The sequence below is a fragment of the Enterococcus sp. GC34 genome, assembly GCF_040886645.1.
Classification (GTDB): Bacteria; Bacillota; Bacilli; order Lactobacillales; family Enterococcaceae; genus Enterococcus; species Enterococcus faecalis.
In genome coordinates this window covers 70,280-89,074 of sequence record NZ_JBFOEF010000011.1, presented here as the reverse complement: position 1 = coordinate 89,074, position 18,795 = coordinate 70,280, and the positions used below count along the sequence as shown (strand labels likewise).

Genomic DNA, 18,795 nt, shown 5'->3' with positions numbered 1-18,795 from the left:
CGTTCCGTAGTGCCCAGTTGCTTTTTTTAGTTTTCTAAAGATAGTTGTTTTTTTATGCTTCTTGCTTCCGAATATATAGTACGAACAAGACGGCAATCAACACGATAAAGCCACCAAAAATCGGTGTATATGTTACTGATAAATGATCTGTGACTACCCCACCTGTCATTGAGCCAACGGTAATCCCAATATTAAAGGCTGCAATATTAAAAGCTGAGGCCAAAGTGATATCTTCTGGAACATACTTTTCCGCTAATTCTACAACATATAGTTGTAAACCAGGTACATTCATAAAGGCAAATAGACCCAACATCAAACTTGCTAATAAGCCTAGAAGACTGTTATCCATTAAAACAGTAATGAATAAAAAGACTAAGGACAGAATTAATAAGCTAAACATTTTTACTAACGAATCTAAAGGTTTTTTATTTGCCCAGTGACCACCTACTGTATTGCCAATTGCAACCATTACGCCATAAACAACTAAAATAATCACTACCGCATTGGCTGAAAAGCCTAAATTTTCCAATAACGGTGACAAGTACGTATATGCAGCAAACGTTCCACCATAACCAAAAGCAGTAATTAGAAAAGAGAAAACGAGGGGTTTGTTCGTAAAAATCCGCGTGATTCCTTTTAAGTCAACCTTCCCTGGTATCGGTAAATTTTTGGGAACTAAAAAATAACTAGCAATCAGTCCCACCAAGCCAATACTGGCTATAAAAAGAAAGGACATATGCCAAGCTGTTTGTTGCCCAATAAATGTCCCTAAAGGTACGCCAGTCACTGTTGCAACCGTTAAGCCCGTAAACATAATAGCAATGGCACTGGCTCGACGTGACGGCGGCACAACATCTGCGGCGATGACAGTCGAAACAGACATGAAAATACCATGCGCCAATGCAGAAAGTATCCGCCCTACCAATAAAATAATAAATGTTGGCGCAAACGCAGCAATTAAATTCCCACTAATAAAAAGAAGCATAATCCCCAGCATTAATGCGCGGCGATTCCATTTTCCTGTCAAAATTGTTAATAACGGCGCCCCAATCGTCACACCTAAAGCGTATAAAGAAACAGTCAAACCTGCTTGGGAAAGACTAATATGAAAACTTTTAACAATCATTGGTAATAAACCCACACTAATAAATTCTGTTGAACCGATTGCGAAAGCATTGATAGCTAATGCAAAGAGCGTTAAATTTGGTGAAATTTTCTTTTCCATTCTCTTCCTCCTAAAAAACATTTGAATTTCAACAAAAATTACTATATACTAAGATTGAAATTTTGATAAGTACCTACTTTTTTGTATCATAGGTACCTTTTAGTAACTTTTGTTTATTATCAACCTATTAAGGAGGAATGTTTTTTGGAAACTCGTACATATGCGATTGGTGTCGAAGCAACGATGGATGTTATTGGCGGTAAATGGAAACCAATTATTCTGTGTAATTTACGGCACGGCGCCATGCGCCCCAGCGATTTAAAACGCGGTATTACTGGCATTAGTCAAAAAATGCTGACACAACAATTACGGGAACTCGAAGAAGACAACATTATCGAGCGAAAAGTTTACAACCAAGTTCCACCAAAAGTCGAATATTATTTAAGCGATTATGGTCAAAGCCTCTCTGCTGTCTTAGATAACTTATGTAATTGGGGAGAATCCCACGTGGCTCATTTGCAAGAACAAGGCCAAGAAATTTATTTAAAATGTGAAGATTAGTGAACAAAACGTTTATAAACTATATCAAAAAAGAGCTTTAAGCTATTTAAGAGCCTAGGGAAAAATCTAAAATGATTTTTCCCTAGGCTCTTCTTATGCTTTAATAACTTGAATATCTTGCGTTAATTGGGCCCAATGATTAGTAGGTCCGTGGCCATGTCCAACAGAAATTGCTTGGCTAATGGCCCCTTGTATAAACTGTTTGCCAATCACAATCGCCGCTTCTAACGGCGTACCTTTTGCTAATTCGGCTGCGATACACGCTGAAAAAGTATCTCCTGTTCCATGAGTATTTTTCGTTACAATTCGTGGTGCACTTAGCCAAAAGCTCGAACCGTCTTCCATTAACACATAATCAGCCGCTTGTTGATTTGTGCTATGTCCGCCTTTCATAATAATATTTTTTGTGCCCAATTGCTGTAATTTTTTTGCTGCGGTCTGCATTTCTTGTTCTGTCTTGATGGTCGTCTCTAGTAAAACTTCTGCTTCTGGTAAATTAGGTGTCACGACCGTTGCTAATGGCAACAGTTGCTCTTTAATCGTTTGAACTGCCTCGGCTTCTAACAAATGATGTCCACCTTTAGCCACCATTACAGGATCGACAATCAACGGACCAAAATCAACTTTCTGCAAATTGCGAACAACAGCTTCGACACGCTCACTATCTGCTAACATCCCCGTTTTCGCTGCCCCAATTTTAAAATCAGCCGCCAGTGATTGAAATTGTGCATCAATAAATGAACTAGGAATCGGCAAACTTTCTTGCACGCCATACGTATTTTGTGCCGTCAATGCAATGACAATATTTAAGCCAAATGCCTGCCGTGCTTGAAATGTTTTTAAATCTGCTTGCATGCCAGCTCCCCCACCAGAATCAGAACCAGCAATCGTGACTACTTGTGGGGTCAAATTATATTCGGTCATTTTCTCGCCTCCAACATTCGCTCCGTTACACGCATCAACCCTTGAACTTTCTCGGTTATCTGTTCAGCCAGCATAATTTCACTGACCAGTGAAACACCAGCCACTCCCGTTCCCATAAGTTGTTCTATATTTTCTTCTTTGATCCCACCAATCGCCACAACAGGAATCGTGACTGCTGCAGCAATTTCAGAAAGTGTCTGCAAAGAAGTTAACGGACTGTCCTTAGTCGTTGTGGGGAAAATTGCGCCCACGCCTAAATAATCGGCGCCCTCGTTTTCCGCTTCAACTCCTCGTGCCACCGTTTTAGCTGAAACACCTACGATTTTTGTGGACCCAACCAGTTTTCGCACAAGAGCAACCGGTAATTCATCATCCCCTATATGCACACCTGCCGCATCCACCGCCAAGCAAATATCGACACGATCATTAATAATCAACGGAATCTGATACGCATCTGTTACCGCTTTAACTTTCACTGCTAATTCGTAAAAACGCCGTGTTGACACTTCCTTTTCACGCAGTTGGACCAATGTCACTCCACTGCGACAAGCAGTTTCAATTCGTTTTAAAAATTCAGTATCACTAAAATCATACCGGCCTGTCACCAAATAAACTTTCAATTGCTCTCTCATAGCACTCGTCCTTTCACCGCCTCAAACCAATCCTTCTCCTTCATTAAAAGAGATAACTGATTTAACGTATTTTGGCGAAAATCGGCCAGCCCTTGGCTCTTAGTCTGGGCTTTTTCTCCGCAAAGATTAAAATAGCTCACTGCGGCTACTGCCGCAGTCATTGGCGCGTTGCCTTCACCTAATAAAGCGGCAACTAATGCGCCGACTAAATCGCCCGTGCCAGTGAAACAATCCAACTCAGGAACACCATTTTGTAAGACAATCACTTGCTCTTGACTAACCAAAACATCTTGAATCCCTGTTGCTAAAAATACCGTCTGGGGAAACTTTTGCGTTTGTTGACGTAAAGCCTGAATCAGTTCCTCAACTGCTTCTTCACTTTGATCCAAAAGGCTACCATCCACTCCTCGGCCATGACTCACCAACTGGCAAAAAGTCCGCATTTCTGAAAGATTCCCTTTCACAACGGTTGGCTGATTGTGCACCAGCTTTTCCCCAACTTCATTGCGAATATCACTGGCGCCATAACCGACTAAATCGACTACGGTCGGTTTATTCACTTGCCGAGCATAATCACTAGCTGCTAACAAGCTCTGCTCTCGTTCTTGTGATAAATGGCCTAAATTCAAAACCAAGGCACTGGTTTGCTGAAACAACTGCGGAAATTCCCGGGGATCATCTGCCATAATGGGTTTAGCATCAATATAAAGTAATGCATTCGCCATAGACTCACACGTAATTTCATTCGTAATGCACTGAATTAATGGTGCCGTTGTCAGTGGAAAAATCGTTTCAAACTTAACGCTTGTTTTCATAAAAGTACCCTCCCAAAAATAATTCCTGTGTTTGTTTAAATACCCGAGTTTCTTTCAGTTTTACTAAGACAAGCCAAGCAATCACTGAACCAATCAGTGTGGCGCCAATAAATCGTGGCGTATAAATGAACCAATAAAAATTCTGCTTACTGCCAGTAAACCAAACCATTACAGGATAGGACAATAACGAGCCAATGATGCCTGTACCAAAAATTTCTCCTAGCATCGACCAGCCTAATTTTTGTCCCCATTGATAAAATAAACCAGCAAAAAACGCGCCAAAGACGGCACCTGTTAACGCTAATGGCGGAATACCTAAGAACGTCATACGGATTAAGCCGCAGACAAGTGCCATGAGCGTTCCGTAAAGAGGACCTAATAAAACTCCGGCAATAATGTTCATGACACTGGACATAGGGGCCATTCCCTCAATTCGCATTAACGGCGATAATACAACGTCCATCGCAATCATTAATGCCAGTAACGTAACTCTGTGGATTCGATTTTTTTCCACGTAAAAAAACTCCTTTCTGCGAGAAGCAAAAGGAGGCGCGACTGAAAAAGACAGAAAAACCCAACCACAAATAAACGTAGTTGGGTGCAATAATCGGTCAAAATTTCAAGACATTTCCCTGCGCCAGTCCTAACTGTTTCAGGTTCCATGGGTATAATCTCAGCTAATAGCACCCCAAATGTTTCTCTTTAATTGGCTTTAGTATAGCATAGTTTTTTGGAAGCGACTACTAAAATTGCCAAAGAGTTTTCCCACAAAAACAGAAAAAACGTCATGCCCAAAAAGTTCGATTTTTTGGGCATGACGTTTTTCATACTTTCGTTTGTCTTATTTTTTAGAATCCTGGCATTCCTTTGGTGTATTTACCTAAAGTTGCTTCGGTTTCTTTTTCAATTTTTACTAACGCATCGTTGACAGCCATAATGACTAAATCTTGTAACATATCAACGTCTTCAGGATCAACCACGTCTTCTTTAATGGTCAAATCTTTCATTGTGCGATCACCAGTAAAGGTCGCTGTCACAAGTTGATTGGTTGCTTCACCGATAAATTCTTTTTCATTTAGCGCTTCTTGCGCTTTGGCCATTTCTTTTTGCATTTTTTGTACTTGTTTCATCATGCCTTGCATGTTGCCCATTCCTCGCATCATAATTCCTCTACTCCTTCGTATTAATCATCTAGTACTTCGACAAGCTCTTCACCAAACATAGCGATTGCTTCATCTACTACTGGATTTTCTTGTGAATGTTCATTTGTTACAGGCGGTTCGTCCGCTAGACGAGCCATTTCATTTTCAGGTTCAGAATGATTCAAACTGCCCTGATTTTGGTTAATAAAGCTTTGTCTTAGTTTTGGCCAGCTTTCTCTAGTAATGCAGACCATCTCTGGTGTATAGTCCATCAAACGGCTTAAATTATTATTGAAAGCTAACTGCATCTCTTCATCATCTGTTGCACGAGCACAAACAATCTCATAGTCAAATGCCACCACGATGCCCTTAGGACTCGCTGCGACAGGTTCACTAGCTTTGAGCATCGCTCGTTGAGTCACAGATAATGTTTGCAGTAAGTCTTCCCAGACATTTTTCACATTCATTAAATGTGTTCTAGTCGCTTCGTTTAAGACTTGATATACCCGTTCTGTGGGTACGCGGAACGAACTTTTTGGCGCTTGTGGTCGTGCTTGTTGACGTGGCGCATCTGCTTCTTTGGCAGCTACACCGTGTTTCTTTAATTCAGCCAGTTCTTTCTTCAGTTGCCCGATTTGATTTTGTAAATCGGTTAATTCTGGATTTCCCTCTGCACTACCATCTTGATTAGCTGTTTCTGGCGTGTTGTGTTTATTGGGTTGCACCGTTTTAGCTAATTTGACAGTGGCTACTTCCAGATAGATATTCGCATTGTTGGTAAAGCGGATCTCATTTTGTGTGTCACTTAAAATTTGGATTAGTTGGTAGATTTTTTCAGCAGGCGTTTGTGTAGCTAGTTCCTTAAATGCTTCTGTCAAAGTTCCTGCTTTTTCTGCTAATAACTTCGGTGCTTGCTGATACATCAGCAAATCTCGACAATATAATAACAAATCTTCTAAGAAACGGCGTGCTTCTTTGCCTTCGCCTAAAATACTTTCCAAGCCTTCTAATGCTCGTTCAACATCACCGGCGACACAACACTGAATATAATGATCCATCATTTCATAGGTTAGGCTGCCTGTCACTTGCATTGCATCTTCCAGTGTTACTTTTTCATCACTAAATGAAATCGTTTGATCCAAGATACTCAAGGCATCTCGCATCCCACCTTCCGCAGCACGCCCAATCACATATAGGGCTTGTTCCTCATAATCAAGAGCCATTTCCTGCATGATATGGGCCATATGATCGACGATATCTTGCGTACTAATTCGCTTAAAATCAAAGCGTTGCGTCCGTGAGATAATCGTTAACGGAATCTTGTGTGGTTCAGTCGTTGCTAAGATAAAAATAACATTTTGTGGCGGTTCTTCCAAGGTTTTTAAAAGTGCATTGAACGCGCCTGTTGATAGCATATGAACTTCATCAATAATATAAACTTTGTATTCGGCTTGTGTCGGTGCATACTTTGCTTTATCACGAATATCACGGATTTCTTCCACGCCATTATTACTCGCCGCATCAATTTCAATGACATCATTTAAACGACCTTCCGTAATGGCTACACAGGTTTCACAAACATTACAAGGTTCACCATCTTGACTATGTTTACAGTTAATCGCTTTAGCAAAAATTTTTGCGGCACTGGTTTTACCTGTACCACGAGGGCCAGTAAATAAATAGGCATGAGATGTTTTCTTTTGCACTATCGCATTTTTCAGCGTCTGAGTAATTGCTTTTTGTCCTACTACGTCATCGAAACGTTGTGAACGCCAGACCCGATAAAGTGCTTGATAAGCCATTTTTTACCCTCCCTTATTTTTCATTCTTATCTATTATACGTGATTTTTAGTCATTCGGCATCTTTTTTCTTTTAATGAGTCAGTGACGCAACCATTGCTAAAAAAGCCGCTTTTCCTTCACTTGTTTCTGCAAACGCACTGGCTTCTTTTAGTCGCTGTTGATACGCTGAAGCGACCGTTTCAAGCGCCTGCGTTTTCTGGTTGCTCCAAGTCATTAAACCTTGGACTTCTGCTAACGTTAACGAAGGCTTTGCTTGAGGTCGACTAAAAATTAAGTCCATGACATATAAAAGTTCTTTTCGTCGTGCAACGATTTGTATCTCATCCGTTGGCAGTTTCAGCGTTTGCCATTGCTCAAAAATATCATTTGCGGCTTGGGCAACTTCTGACGCATTAGGTCCCTCTATACGAAAAGTCGCAACTGGCCAATTCACCATTCCTGCGTTGATTAAAGGATAGTTAGCTAACTCAACATATTCTGAAATGCTCGCTTCGGCTAATGGAAATTGTTGCAAACCCGTTTGATAATAGACATGCTCATTTTGTTCAAAGACAGCATCAATCCCAGCAAAATAATGAGGAAAGACCTCAACAATTTTCAACAATTGCTGAAAAGTCTTAACTGAACGTTTCGCTGCCTGATGTTTTTCAAACGCAATCACACCTTGTTGCTGATATTGTGCCTGTTTTACAAAGGAAAACCCCCAGCTTTCGCCATCTAAGTTCATTCGAATCACTCGATGGTTCGTAGTCGCAGGAAATTGCTGACTTCCCTGGTAGCCTTCTGTTGCCATGCACCATTCACAGCGGGGATAGCTTTGTGCAGAGAGCGTTGCTTTTGGCGCCTCACTGTGGACCTTATTTGCTAAAAAATCACCATAGACTGTTGAAAAAACAACAGGTTCTTCCTGTTCAATGACCGTACCGTTTTTTTGACAAAGTTGGTAAAAATACTCGGTAGCCTCTTGTGGCTCTTTAGCATAATGTTGTGCAAAAAAAGCATTAACCACAGAAGGTGGCGGTGTCAACAAATCCATCAATTGCACCACGAACTGTTCTTTTTGTTGCTCTGTTTTTACAAGTTGATTGGCAATCGCAATTTGACACAATTGTTCCGCCAAATCAGCGGCGGGTGTTGCCACAGGCCGTATGTCTACTTCGCCTAATTCTTGTTCACCAATCATTGATAATAAACGGTTCTGAAGATATAAGCGATCCAATTCCATCCAACCACCTGCTTGAATAGCAAGTGTGGTAAAATCGGCAATCATTTGACTCGTGGTCATCGATTCATTCCTCCTATTACTTTTCTTGATATCCATGTGGATGAGCTTGGTGCCATTGCCAAGCGGTGGCGATAATGTCCTTGACCTCAGTTACTTCTGGTTGCCAGCCTAAAACTCGTTTGGCTTTTTCACTAGAAGCAATTAACGTACTAGGATCCCCTGCTCGGCGTGGCGCGATTGTCGCAGGAATTTCTTGGCCTGTCACTTCGCGAGCAGCATCTAACATTTCTTTAACAGAATAGCCGTTGTTGCTTCCCAGGTTAAAGACGTCACTTTCGCCGCCATTTTTCAAATATTCTAAAGCCAAAATATGTGCTGCAATCAAGTCTTCAATATAAACATAATCTCGAATGCACGTGCCATCTGGTGTATCATAATCATCCCCAAAAATACTTAGCTCTGCTCGTTGGCCTAATGCCACTTGTAAAATAATTGGCACAATATGCGTTTCTGGCGTGTGATCCTCACCAATTGAGGCATCTTTTTTTGCTCCTGCAACATTAAAATAACGCAAAGCAACATATTTCATTCCATAAGCGTTGTCGCACCATTTCATGATTTTTTCCATCATTAATTTACTTTCCCCATACGGATTTTTAGGATTCGTTGGGGTTTCTTCTGTAATAGGCATTGCTTTTGGTTCGCCATAAGTGGCCGCTGTGGAAGAAAAAACAATGTGTTTCACCCCGAATTCTTGCATGACTTCCAAGGCAATTTGAGTGCCGTGAACATTGTTATTGAAATACATTAACGGTTTCTCCACGGATTCTCCTACTAAAGAATTGGCCGCAAAGTGCAACACCCCTTCAATTGATTCCTTTTCAAAGACACTACGTAAAAAAGCTTTATCACGAATATCGCCTTCATAGAAAGTCGCTTGTTCATGAACTGCTGAACGATGTCCCGTTAATAAATTATCAACAACCACAACGGCATACCCTTTTGAAATTAATTGATCGACGGCATGTGAGCCGATGTAGCCTGCGCCACCTAATACTAAAATAGACATAAATACGCTCCTTTTTCTCTCTAATTTCTTTTTCTATTGTACCATTAAATAAGGTTTACTTCTGAATTATTTCATTTTGTAAACAGGATTTAATTTGGCCATTTCTCCTTATTCATTTTTCCTATAAAAATACAGAAAAGACTTGGTAAATTTTAACAAATCTCTAAATTAGTCGTAGAGTTTATGAAAAATCATTGTAACTATTGGATTTTTTTGCTTTTTTCCGTCATAATAGAAACAAATACAATTTGAAAGAAGGAATGAACGATGAAAAAATTTGTATCAGGTATGTTAGTCGGTACTGCTATCACAGTTGCTGCTTTAGCCGGTGTGGCTACAACTATTAAAAAAACAGTCATTGATCCAATTGAAGAAAAAGAAGATATGATTGAAGAAAACCGTAAAAAAGCGATGCGTAAACGTATTGCACGTTAAAAAATAGCTGTGACATTGAGATAAAAAATCTAACGCCAAGAAATCAACAGGAGCGCTTCTGGCTCTGTTGATTCTCTTAAGCATAACAAGTGGTCATCCATCAAAGCGATGGATGACCACTTGTTATGCTTTCTTTTTTACCAAAGGAGCTGACTATTTTTCTTAACTATTAAAAATAGTGGCAGCAATCCGATCCATATCGCGCATATTCCAAGGATCCACACCAGGACGAGCTGCAGCGGCTGTTAACCAATGAATCCCTTCTGTTGGAATACCACAACTAAAAAGGCCTGTCGCCACCTGCCCATCTTTTGTGATGACTTGATTCGTGGCAGGCACAATCAAGAGTGCACCTGTTTTGACTATTTGACCATCAGCTAATGCCAGTTGATGGAGCGTAGCTAGCTTATCGGCTAACAACTGCCTTGTTAAAGGATTCAAGCTTTTTTCATTATTAACTTTGGGAATGCGCGCTTCAATTAAAAAGTGACTATTATACCGATTTTCCGGAAACAAATTAGCATAAGTAATAAATTGACCCGCTTTCATTTCGACACGCATTTCTGGCCCCAGAATCGTGACTAATCCCAGTTCAACTAACGCCTGTAGCTCTTCTGTTCTTTCAACAGAAGGTCCCACTGACAAAAATGTATTCAACGGGGTAAACCAATGCCACAACCACTTTTGACTCTCGTCATTCGTTAATAACCCTTCATCCAAAACAAAGCGAATCTGATCTCTTAAATCTTTTAAACTGTCTAAAGCAGTGGTCAAAGGACCGCTAAGATTGCCTTTCTCTGCTTCTTGAATATCCCATTTTAAATACTCTAGTAAAAACGAACGAAAACGTTCATGAGTGGTTTTCTTTGTTTCAGGATGTTCTAACGCTTGCCAATCAAACCAATCTTGTTTTTCAAAGTGGGCTAAGCTTTCCGGCGCTCCCTTGGTTTGAATAAACAGCTGTTGAAAGGCCTCTTTAGAAAGATACGAATATTTTTCTTCGATTAAGCAAGTGTAATACACATATTCCACTTCTTTTTTTAAATACCCAAAAAACTCTGCGCCTGTAACCTGTCCTTTTTTACGACATTCAGCTAAATACGTTTCGGTTAAAAAAACAGGCTGATAGGTTTCCCCGTAGCCTTTTTGATTATTCCCTCGAGGATGAGAAGGAAAACCGCGACCAGAACCAGCAATAATAATGGGCTCTCTTCCAGAAGGTTCATAACGTAAGCGGCCATTTTGACGAGAAAAAACACCCCCGCGGCCAATCGTCAAGGCAGATAAATAGTCAAAAAATGCCAAACCTAAGCCTTTTAACACAACGGGTTGTTTTGCGGGTATATTGGCAAGTGCCAATAAAGCATCCGCCGCATTTTTAGGGGAAGAATAAAACAAACGATGCTCCTTGGCGTAGTCCGCAAGCTCTTGTTCAACAGTCGTTAATTCATTTTCTTGGTGACCCATGGCTAAAATTACTTTGTCTGCCGTAAACTCAATGGATTGGGTGTACACATAATAGTTATCCTCTCCTGCCCGTACAGTAGTTACTGGCTCTTTAAAAAACGTCAGCGATGTTTGTTCGTTACACCGCGTGGCTAAATACGTATAAAACCATTTTTGGTACATGCCATAAAAAGCCCTCGAGCAGTGATCATTCGGTCCAAGGCGATGACATTCTTTCAACAACTCAAGATAATTATAGGGTTGTTGCTGTTGAATGTACTGCGCAGCTTCTGTTTGGGTCCATTCATAGAGAGTGGGTCCCTTGACAATTGGTCCTTCGCCACTAAAAGATTCATCTGTAAATAAAGTGACTTGACTAATCACGGTGTTCATTAATAAATAATTAGGTTGCTCTGCTCGCCAAATTTTCCCACCTGGACCGTATGGATCAAACAACGTGAGCTGAACATTTATTTCCGTTTTACGAGCCCATTCAATGACTCGTTCTGCAGCTGATAAGCCTCTGGGTCCAGCACCTACAATTGCAATTTTCATCCAATCACCTACTCTATTTTTCTAATAATTCTTTTAAGACAACCGCTTGATTATGCACTGTATCTTTCGCCCCATAGACCAGCGTGACTACTGGCTGATTTTTTACAATTGTCTGTAACTGCTTAAACGCTGTGGCAGTTGGCTCATGTTTCAATTCTTCTTGGTATTTTTGTTTAAACTCAGGATATTTATTTGCTTCATGATTAAACCATTTCCGTAGCTCTGTACTTGGGGCCACTTCTTTGAGCCATTCATCTAACTTTTCAGATTCCTTGGATTTTCCTCGTGGCCAAACACGGTCAACTAAAACACGGTAGCCATCTTGCTCTGTCGGTGCTTCATATGCTCGCTTGATTTGAATCATCTGCCTTCACCTCTTCTTTTTATTGTAGCTCAAAAAGTGAGGACTGACAAAAAGCAACATCTCTATTAAGTTTTCCTATACAAAAAGAGTTGGTCTCAATGAAGACCAACTCTTTTTGTTATTAACTATTTCTCTTTTTCACTTTCCCAGTCCAGCCATCATAGCCGCCTTTTAAAATATAAATATCAGTATAGCCATTTTTGCGTAATAAATTAGCTGCTCGGATACTTAAAGCTTTCTTCTGATCATAAAGATAAACAGGTTGATCCTTACGAAGAGAACCAATTGTTGTTTTTAACATGCTGTATGGCATGCTGCGCGCCCCTAAAATATGCCCAGCATCAAATGTATCTTTCTCACGAACGTCAATCACTTGTGCTTTACGCATTGTTTCTTTAAATTCTTCTTCCGTCAGCATTTTTGCTGAACGTTTCACCATAATTTTCAAATATAATTCATTGAATACCATCGCTAGTACAATAACTAGCAAAATGCCATTGATTACCCATAAAATACTCATTCTAAAAAGCCCTCTCTATTTCTCTTTTGAAAATTGTAATGCTAGTGAAGCGGCACCAATGACGCCGGCCTCATTACCTAGCTCTGCTAATTTGATTTTTGTACTATTTCGAACTTGCGGGAAGGTAAATTCTTGGAAATATTTTTCGACACGACTACGTAAAAATTCTCCTGCTGCAGAAACACCTCCACCGATAACCACGCTATCTGGATTTAACGTGTTACCTAAGTTTCCTGTGGCTAAGCCTAAATAGAAACAAACACGATCCACAACCATTAAAGCAAAATGATCGCCTTTTTCAGCAAATTCAAAAACATCTTTACTCGAAACATCTTGTCCATCATCAATCGCTTGTTTCAGTTCAGAGTCACCTGCAAACTCTTCTGATAAATGACGTGCAACACGAACGACACCAGTGGCACTAGAAACAGTTTCTAAACAGCCACGTTTCCCACAGGTACAGTCAAAGCCGTTAGGATCAACCGTCACATGCCCAACTTCACCAGCGCAGCCAGCAACACCGTGGAGCAATTCTCCCGCTGCAACAATGCCTCCGCCGACACCTGTTCCTAAAGTAATAAAAATCACGTCGGGATTGTTTTCCCCCGCGCCCTTCCAACGCTCACCTAAAGCGGCAACATTGGCATCATTATCTAAGGCAAACGGAATTCCTAAAGCAGATTCGATTTGTTCTTTGACAGGCTGTACAGTCGTCCAGTTTAAATTATAGGCACCTACAACAGTTCCTTTTTCAATGTCGACACTCCCTGGTGTTCCCATACCAATTCCCACAAAATCTTCTTTTTTCATATTATAAAGATCTATACGGTGACGAATACTTTCAATAATTGATGGCACAATGTGCTTGCCATCTTCTAAAATATTCGTTTCAATACTCCATTTTTGTTGAACAACGCCATCGGTTGTTAAAATAGCAAATTTGATGGTCGTTCCACCTAAATCAATCCCAATAATCTTCTTATCCATTTAGTCGATTCCTTTCTGCTTCCCTCTAGATTCTTCTATTCGATGCTCTCTTTGCAAAATATGCCGGGCCTGTAAATACGTATCTCGGTCTACCAATTGACCTTCATACAATTTTTTTAATTCAATCATCATTAACTCAATATCATAAATCCGTGCACCGACATAAATATACATCCCAAACTGTTTAAAAAGTTGTTGTACATCATATAACGTTTCCATACGAAAACACTTCCTTATTATACAGGTAAACCGTATTTTTTAAAACCCAATAACAGACAAATTACGACAAGAAAAATAAAAATTAACGTGGCCATAATTCGCTCGTGCTTATTAAATGCTTCTTCACGATTTGGAACAGCAAAAGCCGTCGCGACTAATAGTCCACCAATTAGACCGCCAACATGACCCATCATATCTACAGAGCTACTAAACAAGTTAAATAACAAATTAATCACAATAAACATTGAATAGCGTTGCACCATATACATAATCGCTGGATTGTCTCTAAAATGGCGTCCTAAAATAACAAATGCGCCAAACAAACCAAAAAGTGCTGTACTAGCACCCGCTGAGATACTGTTGGGTGTCCCAAAGGCAAAACTGGCGATATTTCCAGCAATCCCACTCAATAAATAAATTCCCAAATAGCGCCAATGCCCATAAATTGCCTCAACCTGTGCGCCGATATAATAAAGAGTAACCATATTTAAAATAATATGCATAAACCCAATGTGAAGAAACATTGGCGTGATAAACCGCCAGTATTCATGATTTTGAGCTACCAGTGGACGAACCATTGCCCCCCAATTAACTAAGTTTAAAATATTTTCTGATCCTCCAGTTAATTCCAATCCAAGGAAAACAATGATTGAAATACCTAAAAGGGCATACGTAATGAACGGCTGATTTTTTAGCCGTTTCAATTTCATTTCTGTTTGATAATTCATTCCATTCCTCCTATTGTATAAATAATTGTTCGATTGGCTGATCAAACGCTTCTGGTTGCCATTGTTCATGGAGTTGTTCACTAAAAACTAAACTACATGAATGGCCCGAAAAATGTTCCAAATAACGATCATAAAAACCACCGCCGAAGCCTATTCGATAGCCAGCACGATTGAAAACAATCCCTGGCACAATCAATAAATCAATCGCTGTAGCTGTTATTTCTGCTGCTGTTAACGGAGGTTCCTCCACGCCAAATGCACTGGTGTCATAAACTGTCTCTGGAAAGACTTGATAAAAGTGCATTTTACCTCCTTTAAATGTTCGCGGCACCGCCACTTGCTTGCCCTCTTGCATGGCCCGTTCGAAAATTGGCTGTGTTGATAATTCTAGCGGTAACGACCGAATCATTCCGATTGTTTGTGCTTGTTGCCATTGCTGACTAGCAAACAACTGTTCATAGAGACTTGATTCTTTATGTTGTTTAATTTCTGGATGTTGTTTTAGCCATTCCAGGGCAGTTAAGCCCACTTTTCTCAACTTGTTTTTCTCCATGTACACCTTCAACCCCTTTTCTGTTAAGTTTATAGAAAGTGTTCTTAAAAAACAAGCTGATTCCCCTTTTCTCTTTGAAAAATCCCGTTATTTTTCTAACGTTTTTGACGCTTCTTTAAAAAAGTCAACAACCAAATCCATTGTTTCTCCTTTCACTAAATGCCGCTCACCGATTTCCGTTATAAATTGCGTATTTCTCGCATACGTTTTCCCAGACACTAATTGTTCAAAATCAGCCATGTCTTCATAGGGGATTTTTTCATCTTCCGTTCCATGCCAAAACAGCATCGGTCGTTCTTGCAGTCTTTCTGGCGTTTGTGATAAATCGTATTGATGCACCCAACTTAGCAATAGTGGCAAGTCTTTAGGCACAAAAATAGCAAATTCTTTCGCCCGTTGAATCACTCGCTGAATATAGCGCGCCGGATAGGGTGTTCCCATTAAGCAAGCAGCAGCTTGAATCTCAGGATGTTGGGTCATAAGAGCGCTGGTAGTAATACCGCCCATGGACACACCACCTACGCCAATCCAATTTTCTTTAATCAACCCTAATTTATGAAAATGATGGATAATTACTGGAAATTCAATCAAATTATATTGAATGCTACTCCAAAATGTAATCGAAGGAATCGTGGAAATAGGTCCGGTTTTTCTTTCTCCATGGTTCATGGCATCTGGTAAAATGACCCGAAACCCCTCGTGTGCTAATTTTCTTGCTTGTGTTAAAGATAATTCTTTTGCCGATTGCCAACCATGATAGTAAACAATTAAAGGCAATGCTTCGTTTTTTTGCTCTTCTGTTGTCACTTCTAATGCTGGAATTTTTGCTATGTAGCGATGTCTAATACTGATTTTCATTCATGATTCCTCCATTATAAAATATCTTCTCTTATTTTACCGTTTTTTGATAAAACCTGCTCTTTATATGATTTATCAAAAAAACCACAAAATATGCGAATTCGCATTTTCCTATTTTATTACTTTCCGTTATAATCATTTTATTAAATACAAAGGGGTGTTTTTATGGTTAAAATTGAGGAAAAAGGCAAAGTAACATTTGGACAAGCTTTTAAAGATTATTTTCGTGGATATGTTGATTTTAAAGGTCGGACAACACGTGCTGGTTATTGGTGGATGACATTGGTATTAAGCATTTTAGCACTTATTTTTTATATTGCCATTGTCGGCAAAGCCGTGTCAGCAATTTTAGCAGCTGAATATTTTGAAACCTATGATTTTGGAAACTTATTACCGTTAATGCTTTTTGCACTTGTTTTATGGTTAGCTTTATTATTACCAACGTGGGCAATGTGTGTACGTCGGTATCGTGATGCTGGGATGACAGGTTGGGGCGTGCTTGTTTTATATCTACTTTCTATTGCCTGTAGCTATACACAAGTTTTCTCTGTTATGTCAACTTTTAAATATGACGTTCAAACAGATACTGTGATAACAGGTGGCAGTCCCGTCTTCTTATTTTTCACTCTTGTGATTAGTCTGTTTTTCTTCTTACTAACAGTCTTACCAACAGATAAACTAACGACAACTAGCCAAAATAGCGTCTTACGCTTCTTCTTCCGTTACAAAGAAGTAAAGTAATCAATAAGCGGAATGAATTGAGGAACTTCGCAGAACTACTTTTAAAGTTACTGAAAATATTGATTACCAAGAGTGTCTAGTATTATAGTAAGTTTCAATCATATTTAGATAGTCCTCATTTGAGCCTGATCAATATCTCTGAACCGAGCATTATTGATCAGCTCTCTTTTTATTGTTTTATAAAAAATTTTTCCTCTGTTAGATTGAGTCCCACAAATGATTTACATTTAACTACTATCAACTTCACAAATTTGGCACCTTAAATTTTTATCTGACTATTCCTAGATTATCTAGCATTTAAGATACACTTGTTCTATAATTAATTAGTTATAGACACATTTCACATCACCATATAACTGATTACAAAGCTATGCACAAGAGCAGATAAAAAAACTATATCGTTATATTTTTTAACAATAAACGGAAACGGTTACTTTTACTAATGAAGATAAATTAAATAATTCGTACACATGCGATTCCTCAATATTTTTTTACAAAACAAGTTGGTAAACAAGAAAAAAAGACAGGAGAGAAAAATGAAACATTTTATTAAAGAAAACAAAGGTTTAGCCATCTACAGCTTTTTAATTGTCTTTGCTACTTATGGTATTAAACTATTTAACAATACTTACGCTATTGATACTATGCACTTAATGACTAACTACAGAGGCTACTTAAAACATTGGGTTTCCATTGGTAGACCAGGATTAGTAGCTTTAAAGCTTTTAACATACAACTATGTAAATGTTTATTTTTTAAATTTGTTAGCTATTATTTTCTTTGCTATCGCCACTATCTTGTTGTGCTATTATGTTGATCTTTCAATTAAGCAGATTTATAACAAAAAGTATTTATATATTATCCCAAGTATTTTTCCAACCAGTCAATTATTTAGCGAACAATTTTACTTCGTCCTACAAAATTTTGAATTTTCATTAGGTATCTGTTTGGTTATACTTTCTCTCATTGCTATTTACCATATTCCCAATAAAATTTTTAAATTATTCGGCTTTTTGTTGCTGACGTTTACACTTACTATGTACCAATCATTCTTTGTATTTGCGTGTACCTTAATTTTATTCAAGATTTTAATGACATTGTATTTTGCTCAGTTGAATGATCTTAAAATTTCTTTTAAAGACTATGCCTTCAAAATTGGTCATTTCATTCTACTAGCTATTTCATCTCTCGTTCTATCTCAACTAATGACGATGTTAGCGAAAAAAGTTTTAAACGTTGAAAGCTCCTATCTAGATAATATGATTCTTTGGGGTAAACGCCCCTTGATAGATTCTATCAACGATATTAAAGATTACGCCAAAGAACTATTCTTCCCTCCAGTCGGAGACACTTTTTTTACACCGCTGTTTTTGATATGTGTTCTTTTACTGGTCATTGTATTAATTAATATGTCCTATCTAAAACGCAAAAATGTTTTCTTCATCTTTATTACCTTGTTAGGCATTGTAATCACTCCACTCATGTTTACAATTTTAGGTGGAAAACGTCCGGCAATTAGAGGGGAAGTACCTAACTTCCCTGCTGTTTTAGTGTTATTACTCATCTTTATTATGATTTACTGGGGATACAACTTTGTGCTTAAACATTTATTAATTGGCATAGTAATTCTCTTTACTTTTATTCAAGTTCGGGAAACAACCAACCTAGAATATTCTGAGTATCTAACAGCGGAAGAAGATTTACGTACTGCGGAAATGATTACAAATAATATTTATTCAATGGAAATTGAGAATCCTGAATCCTATAAACTTTTAATGTATGGAAATCGTTCTCCTCGGAATGTTTCAAATATAAAAGGTGAAACAAACGGTGTCTCATTATTTGAATTCATGCCTAACTCGGTGCATACTAGTTTAAATACTTTACTCTATATGAAAACATTTGGATTAAATTTTAATGATCCTACACCAGAAGATTTTGAAAAACACAAAGCTTTACAAGCGGAAATGAATGTCTGGCCTAGCAAAGATTCTATCCGAGTGGTAGATGATTGTATTGTTGTTAATTTGTCAAAATAATTTGGTATTTCATC

The 18,795-nt window shown here is 38.8% G+C and carries 21 protein-coding genes and 1 riboswitch; of the genes, 4 read left to right on the top strand and 17 right to left on the bottom strand.

Annotated elements, in window-relative coordinates; genetic code table 11:
- Positions 1-52: 52 nt before the first annotated feature.
- Positions 53-1,225: an MFS transporter gene (locus AB3I72_RS11780; RefSeq protein ID WP_086279835.1), complete on the bottom strand. Its 1,173-nt coding sequence runs from the start codon at positions 1,223-1,225 to the stop codon at positions 53-55.
- A 144-nt stretch (positions 1,226-1,369) separates the two neighbouring features.
- On the opposite strand from AB3I72_RS11780, the gene AB3I72_RS11775 reads away from it, so the two are divergent.
- Complete coding sequence (locus AB3I72_RS11775) at positions 1,370-1,726, top strand: helix-turn-helix domain-containing protein (RefSeq protein WP_002356348.1); 357 nt, start codon at positions 1,370-1,372, stop codon at positions 1,724-1,726.
- A 93-nt stretch (positions 1,727-1,819) separates the two neighbouring features.
- Here the strand turns inward: AB3I72_RS11775 and thiD are convergent, their stop codons facing one another.
- From thiD to galE, 8 genes are all read right to left on the bottom strand, one after another.
- Positions 1,820-2,650: a bifunctional hydroxymethylpyrimidine kinase/phosphomethylpyrimidine kinase gene (gene thiD, locus AB3I72_RS11770; protein ID WP_002381400.1), complete on the bottom strand. Its 831-nt coding sequence runs from the start codon at positions 2,648-2,650 to the stop codon at positions 1,820-1,822.
- Positions 2,647-3,282 (bottom strand): thiamine phosphate synthase, encoded by a 636-nt coding sequence (gene thiE / locus AB3I72_RS11765; RefSeq protein ID WP_002368794.1) that lies wholly within the window; start codon positions 3,280-3,282, stop codon positions 2,647-2,649. Before thiE ends, thiD begins: the two co-directional genes overlap by 4 nt.
- Positions 3,279-4,097 carry a hydroxyethylthiazole kinase gene (locus tag AB3I72_RS11760; RefSeq protein ID WP_368023959.1) on the bottom strand — a complete coding sequence of 273 codons (819 nt, stop codon included), beginning with the start codon at positions 4,095-4,097 and terminating at the stop codon, positions 3,279-3,281. Before AB3I72_RS11760 ends, thiE begins: the two co-directional genes overlap by 4 nt.
- Entirely contained in the window at positions 4,081-4,569 is a 489-nt protein-coding gene (gene thiW / locus AB3I72_RS11755; protein WP_002356342.1) for an energy coupling factor transporter S component ThiW, read from the bottom strand. The genes AB3I72_RS11760 and thiW overlap by 17 nt, the downstream gene beginning before the upstream one ends.
- Before the next feature lie 140 nt (positions 4,570-4,709).
- Positions 4,710-4,798, bottom strand: a riboswitch (TPP riboswitch).
- Positions 4,799-4,945: 147 nt separating this feature from the next.
- The gene (locus tag AB3I72_RS11750) at positions 4,946-5,260 is read right to left on the bottom strand and encodes a YbaB/EbfC family nucleoid-associated protein (protein ID WP_002382484.1); all 315 of its coding nucleotides are present in this window, start codon (positions 5,258-5,260) and stop codon (positions 4,946-4,948) included.
- A 20-nt stretch (positions 5,261-5,280) separates the two neighbouring features.
- Entirely contained in the window at positions 5,281-7,041 is a 1,761-nt protein-coding gene (gene dnaX / locus AB3I72_RS11745) for a DNA polymerase III subunit gamma/tau (RefSeq protein ID WP_368023958.1), read from the bottom strand.
- A 71-nt stretch (positions 7,042-7,112) separates the two neighbouring features.
- Positions 7,113-8,363 (bottom strand): UDP-glucose--hexose-1-phosphate uridylyltransferase, encoded by a 1,251-nt coding sequence (locus AB3I72_RS11740; protein WP_368023957.1) that lies wholly within the window; start codon positions 8,361-8,363, stop codon positions 7,113-7,115.
- Positions 8,344-9,336: a UDP-glucose 4-epimerase GalE gene (gene galE, locus AB3I72_RS11735; RefSeq protein ID WP_002388439.1), complete on the bottom strand. Its 993-nt coding sequence runs from the start codon at positions 9,334-9,336 to the stop codon at positions 8,344-8,346. The genes AB3I72_RS11740 and galE overlap by 20 nt, the downstream gene beginning before the upstream one ends.
- A 267-nt stretch (positions 9,337-9,603) precedes the next feature.
- Between galE and AB3I72_RS11730 the strand changes: the two genes are divergently transcribed.
- The gene (locus tag AB3I72_RS11730; RefSeq protein WP_002356337.1) at positions 9,604-9,771 is read left to right on the top strand and encodes a DUF3042 family protein; all 168 of its coding nucleotides are present in this window, start codon (positions 9,604-9,606) and stop codon (positions 9,769-9,771) included.
- A gap of 162 nt (positions 9,772-9,933) precedes the next feature.
- Here AB3I72_RS11730 and AB3I72_RS11725 read toward each other — a convergent pair whose 3' ends face one another.
- The 8 genes from AB3I72_RS11725 to AB3I72_RS11690 all read right to left on the bottom strand — a co-directional run bounded on the left by AB3I72_RS11725 (position 9,934) and on the right by AB3I72_RS11690 (position 16,001).
- Positions 9,934-11,772, bottom strand: a complete 1,839-nt coding sequence (locus AB3I72_RS11725) for an FAD/NAD(P)-binding protein (RefSeq protein WP_368023956.1) — start codon at positions 11,770-11,772, stop codon at positions 9,934-9,936.
- Between the two features lie 13 nt (positions 11,773-11,785).
- Positions 11,786-12,136, bottom strand: coding sequence for a DUF488 domain-containing protein (locus AB3I72_RS11720; RefSeq protein ID WP_002362343.1), 351 nt, complete (start codon positions 12,134-12,136; stop codon positions 11,786-11,788).
- A gap of 121 nt (positions 12,137-12,257) precedes the next feature.
- Positions 12,258-12,656, bottom strand: a complete 399-nt coding sequence (locus tag AB3I72_RS11715) for a rhodanese-like domain-containing protein (protein WP_002356334.1) — start codon at positions 12,654-12,656, stop codon at positions 12,258-12,260.
- Between the two features lie 15 nt (positions 12,657-12,671).
- Positions 12,672-13,643, bottom strand: a complete 972-nt coding sequence (locus AB3I72_RS11710) for an ROK family glucokinase (RefSeq protein WP_002356333.1) — start codon at positions 13,641-13,643, stop codon at positions 12,672-12,674.
- Complete coding sequence (locus AB3I72_RS11705) at positions 13,644-13,862, bottom strand: YqgQ family protein (RefSeq protein ID WP_002356332.1); 219 nt, start codon at positions 13,860-13,862, stop codon at positions 13,644-13,646.
- Positions 13,863-13,879: 17 nt separating this feature from the next.
- The gene (locus AB3I72_RS11700) at positions 13,880-14,590 is read right to left on the bottom strand and encodes a rhomboid family intramembrane serine protease (RefSeq protein ID WP_368023955.1); all 711 of its coding nucleotides are present in this window, start codon (positions 14,588-14,590) and stop codon (positions 13,880-13,882) included.
- A gap of 10 nt (positions 14,591-14,600) precedes the next feature.
- Complete coding sequence (locus tag AB3I72_RS11695; RefSeq protein WP_002394065.1) at positions 14,601-15,143, bottom strand: 5-formyltetrahydrofolate cyclo-ligase; 543 nt, start codon at positions 15,141-15,143, stop codon at positions 14,601-14,603.
- An 87-nt stretch (positions 15,144-15,230) separates the two neighbouring features.
- Positions 15,231-16,001, bottom strand: a complete 771-nt coding sequence (locus AB3I72_RS11690) for an alpha/beta fold hydrolase (protein ID WP_002356329.1) — start codon at positions 15,999-16,001, stop codon at positions 15,231-15,233.
- Between the two features lie 165 nt (positions 16,002-16,166).
- Between AB3I72_RS11690 and AB3I72_RS11685 the strand changes: the two genes are divergently transcribed.
- On the top strand, positions 16,167-16,742 hold the full coding sequence (locus tag AB3I72_RS11685) for a DUF805 domain-containing protein (protein WP_002379789.1): 576 nt from the start codon (positions 16,167-16,169) through the stop codon (positions 16,740-16,742).
- 536 nt (positions 16,743-17,278) lie between these two features.
- Positions 17,279-18,781, top strand: coding sequence for a glucosyltransferase domain-containing protein (locus AB3I72_RS11680; RefSeq protein WP_368023954.1), 1,503 nt, complete (start codon positions 17,279-17,281; stop codon positions 18,779-18,781).
- Positions 18,782-18,795 lie beyond the last annotated feature (14 nt).

Coding starts and splice junctions, on each gene's coding strand:
- AB3I72_RS11780 (WP_086279835.1), bottom strand. CDS start 1,225: ATGGAAAAGAAAATTTCACCAAATTTAACGCTCTTTGCATTAGCTATC.
- thiD (WP_002381400.1), bottom strand. CDS start 2,650: ATGACCGAATATAATTTGACCCCACAAGTAGTCACGATTGCTGGTTCT.
- thiE (WP_002368794.1), bottom strand. CDS start 3,282: ATGAGAGAGCAATTGAAAGTTTATTTGGTGACAGGCCGGTATGATTTT.
- AB3I72_RS11760 (WP_368023959.1), bottom strand. CDS start 4,097: ATGAAAACAAGCGTTAAGTTTGAAACGATTTTTCCACTGACAACGGCA.
- thiW (WP_002356342.1), bottom strand. CDS start 4,569: ATGATTGCGATGGACGTTGTATTATCGCCGTTAATGCGAATTGAGGGA.
- AB3I72_RS11750 (WP_002382484.1), bottom strand. CDS start 5,260: ATGATGCGAGGAATGGGCAACATGCAAGGCATGATGAAACAAGTACAA.
- dnaX (WP_368023958.1), bottom strand. CDS start 7,041: ATGGCTTATCAAGCACTTTATCGGGTCTGGCGTTCACAACGTTTCGAT.
- AB3I72_RS11740 (WP_368023957.1), bottom strand. CDS start 8,363: ATGGATATCAAGAAAAGTAATAGGAGGAATGAATCGATGACCACGAGT.
- galE (WP_002388439.1), bottom strand. CDS start 9,336: ATGTCTATTTTAGTATTAGGTGGCGCAGGCTACATCGGCTCACATGCC.
- AB3I72_RS11730 (WP_002356337.1), top strand. CDS start 9,604: ATGAAAAAATTTGTATCAGGTATGTTAGTCGGTACTGCTATCACAGTT.
- AB3I72_RS11725 (WP_368023956.1), bottom strand. CDS start 11,772: ATGAAAATTGCAATTGTAGGTGCTGGACCCAGAGGCTTATCAGCTGCA.
- AB3I72_RS11720 (WP_002362343.1), bottom strand. CDS start 12,136: ATGATTCAAATCAAGCGAGCATATGAAGCACCGACAGAGCAAGATGGC.
- AB3I72_RS11715 (WP_002356334.1), bottom strand. CDS start 12,656: ATGAGTATTTTATGGGTAATCAATGGCATTTTGCTAGTTATTGTACTA.
- AB3I72_RS11710 (WP_002356333.1), bottom strand. CDS start 13,643: ATGGATAAGAAGATTATTGGGATTGATTTAGGTGGAACGACCATCAAA.
- AB3I72_RS11705 (WP_002356332.1), bottom strand. CDS start 13,862: ATGGAAACGTTATATGATGTACAACAACTTTTTAAACAGTTTGGGATG.
- AB3I72_RS11700 (WP_368023955.1), bottom strand. CDS start 14,590: ATGAATTATCAAACAGAAATGAAATTGAAACGGCTAAAAAATCAGCCG.
- AB3I72_RS11695 (WP_002394065.1), bottom strand. CDS start 15,143: ATGGAGAAAAACAAGTTGAGAAAAGTGGGCTTAACTGCCCTGGAATGG.
- AB3I72_RS11690 (WP_002356329.1), bottom strand. CDS start 16,001: ATGAAAATCAGTATTAGACATCGCTACATAGCAAAAATTCCAGCATTA.
- AB3I72_RS11685 (WP_002379789.1), top strand. CDS start 16,167: ATGGTTAAAATTGAGGAAAAAGGCAAAGTAACATTTGGACAAGCTTTT.
- AB3I72_RS11680 (WP_368023954.1), top strand. CDS start 17,279: ATGAAACATTTTATTAAAGAAAACAAAGGTTTAGCCATCTACAGCTTT.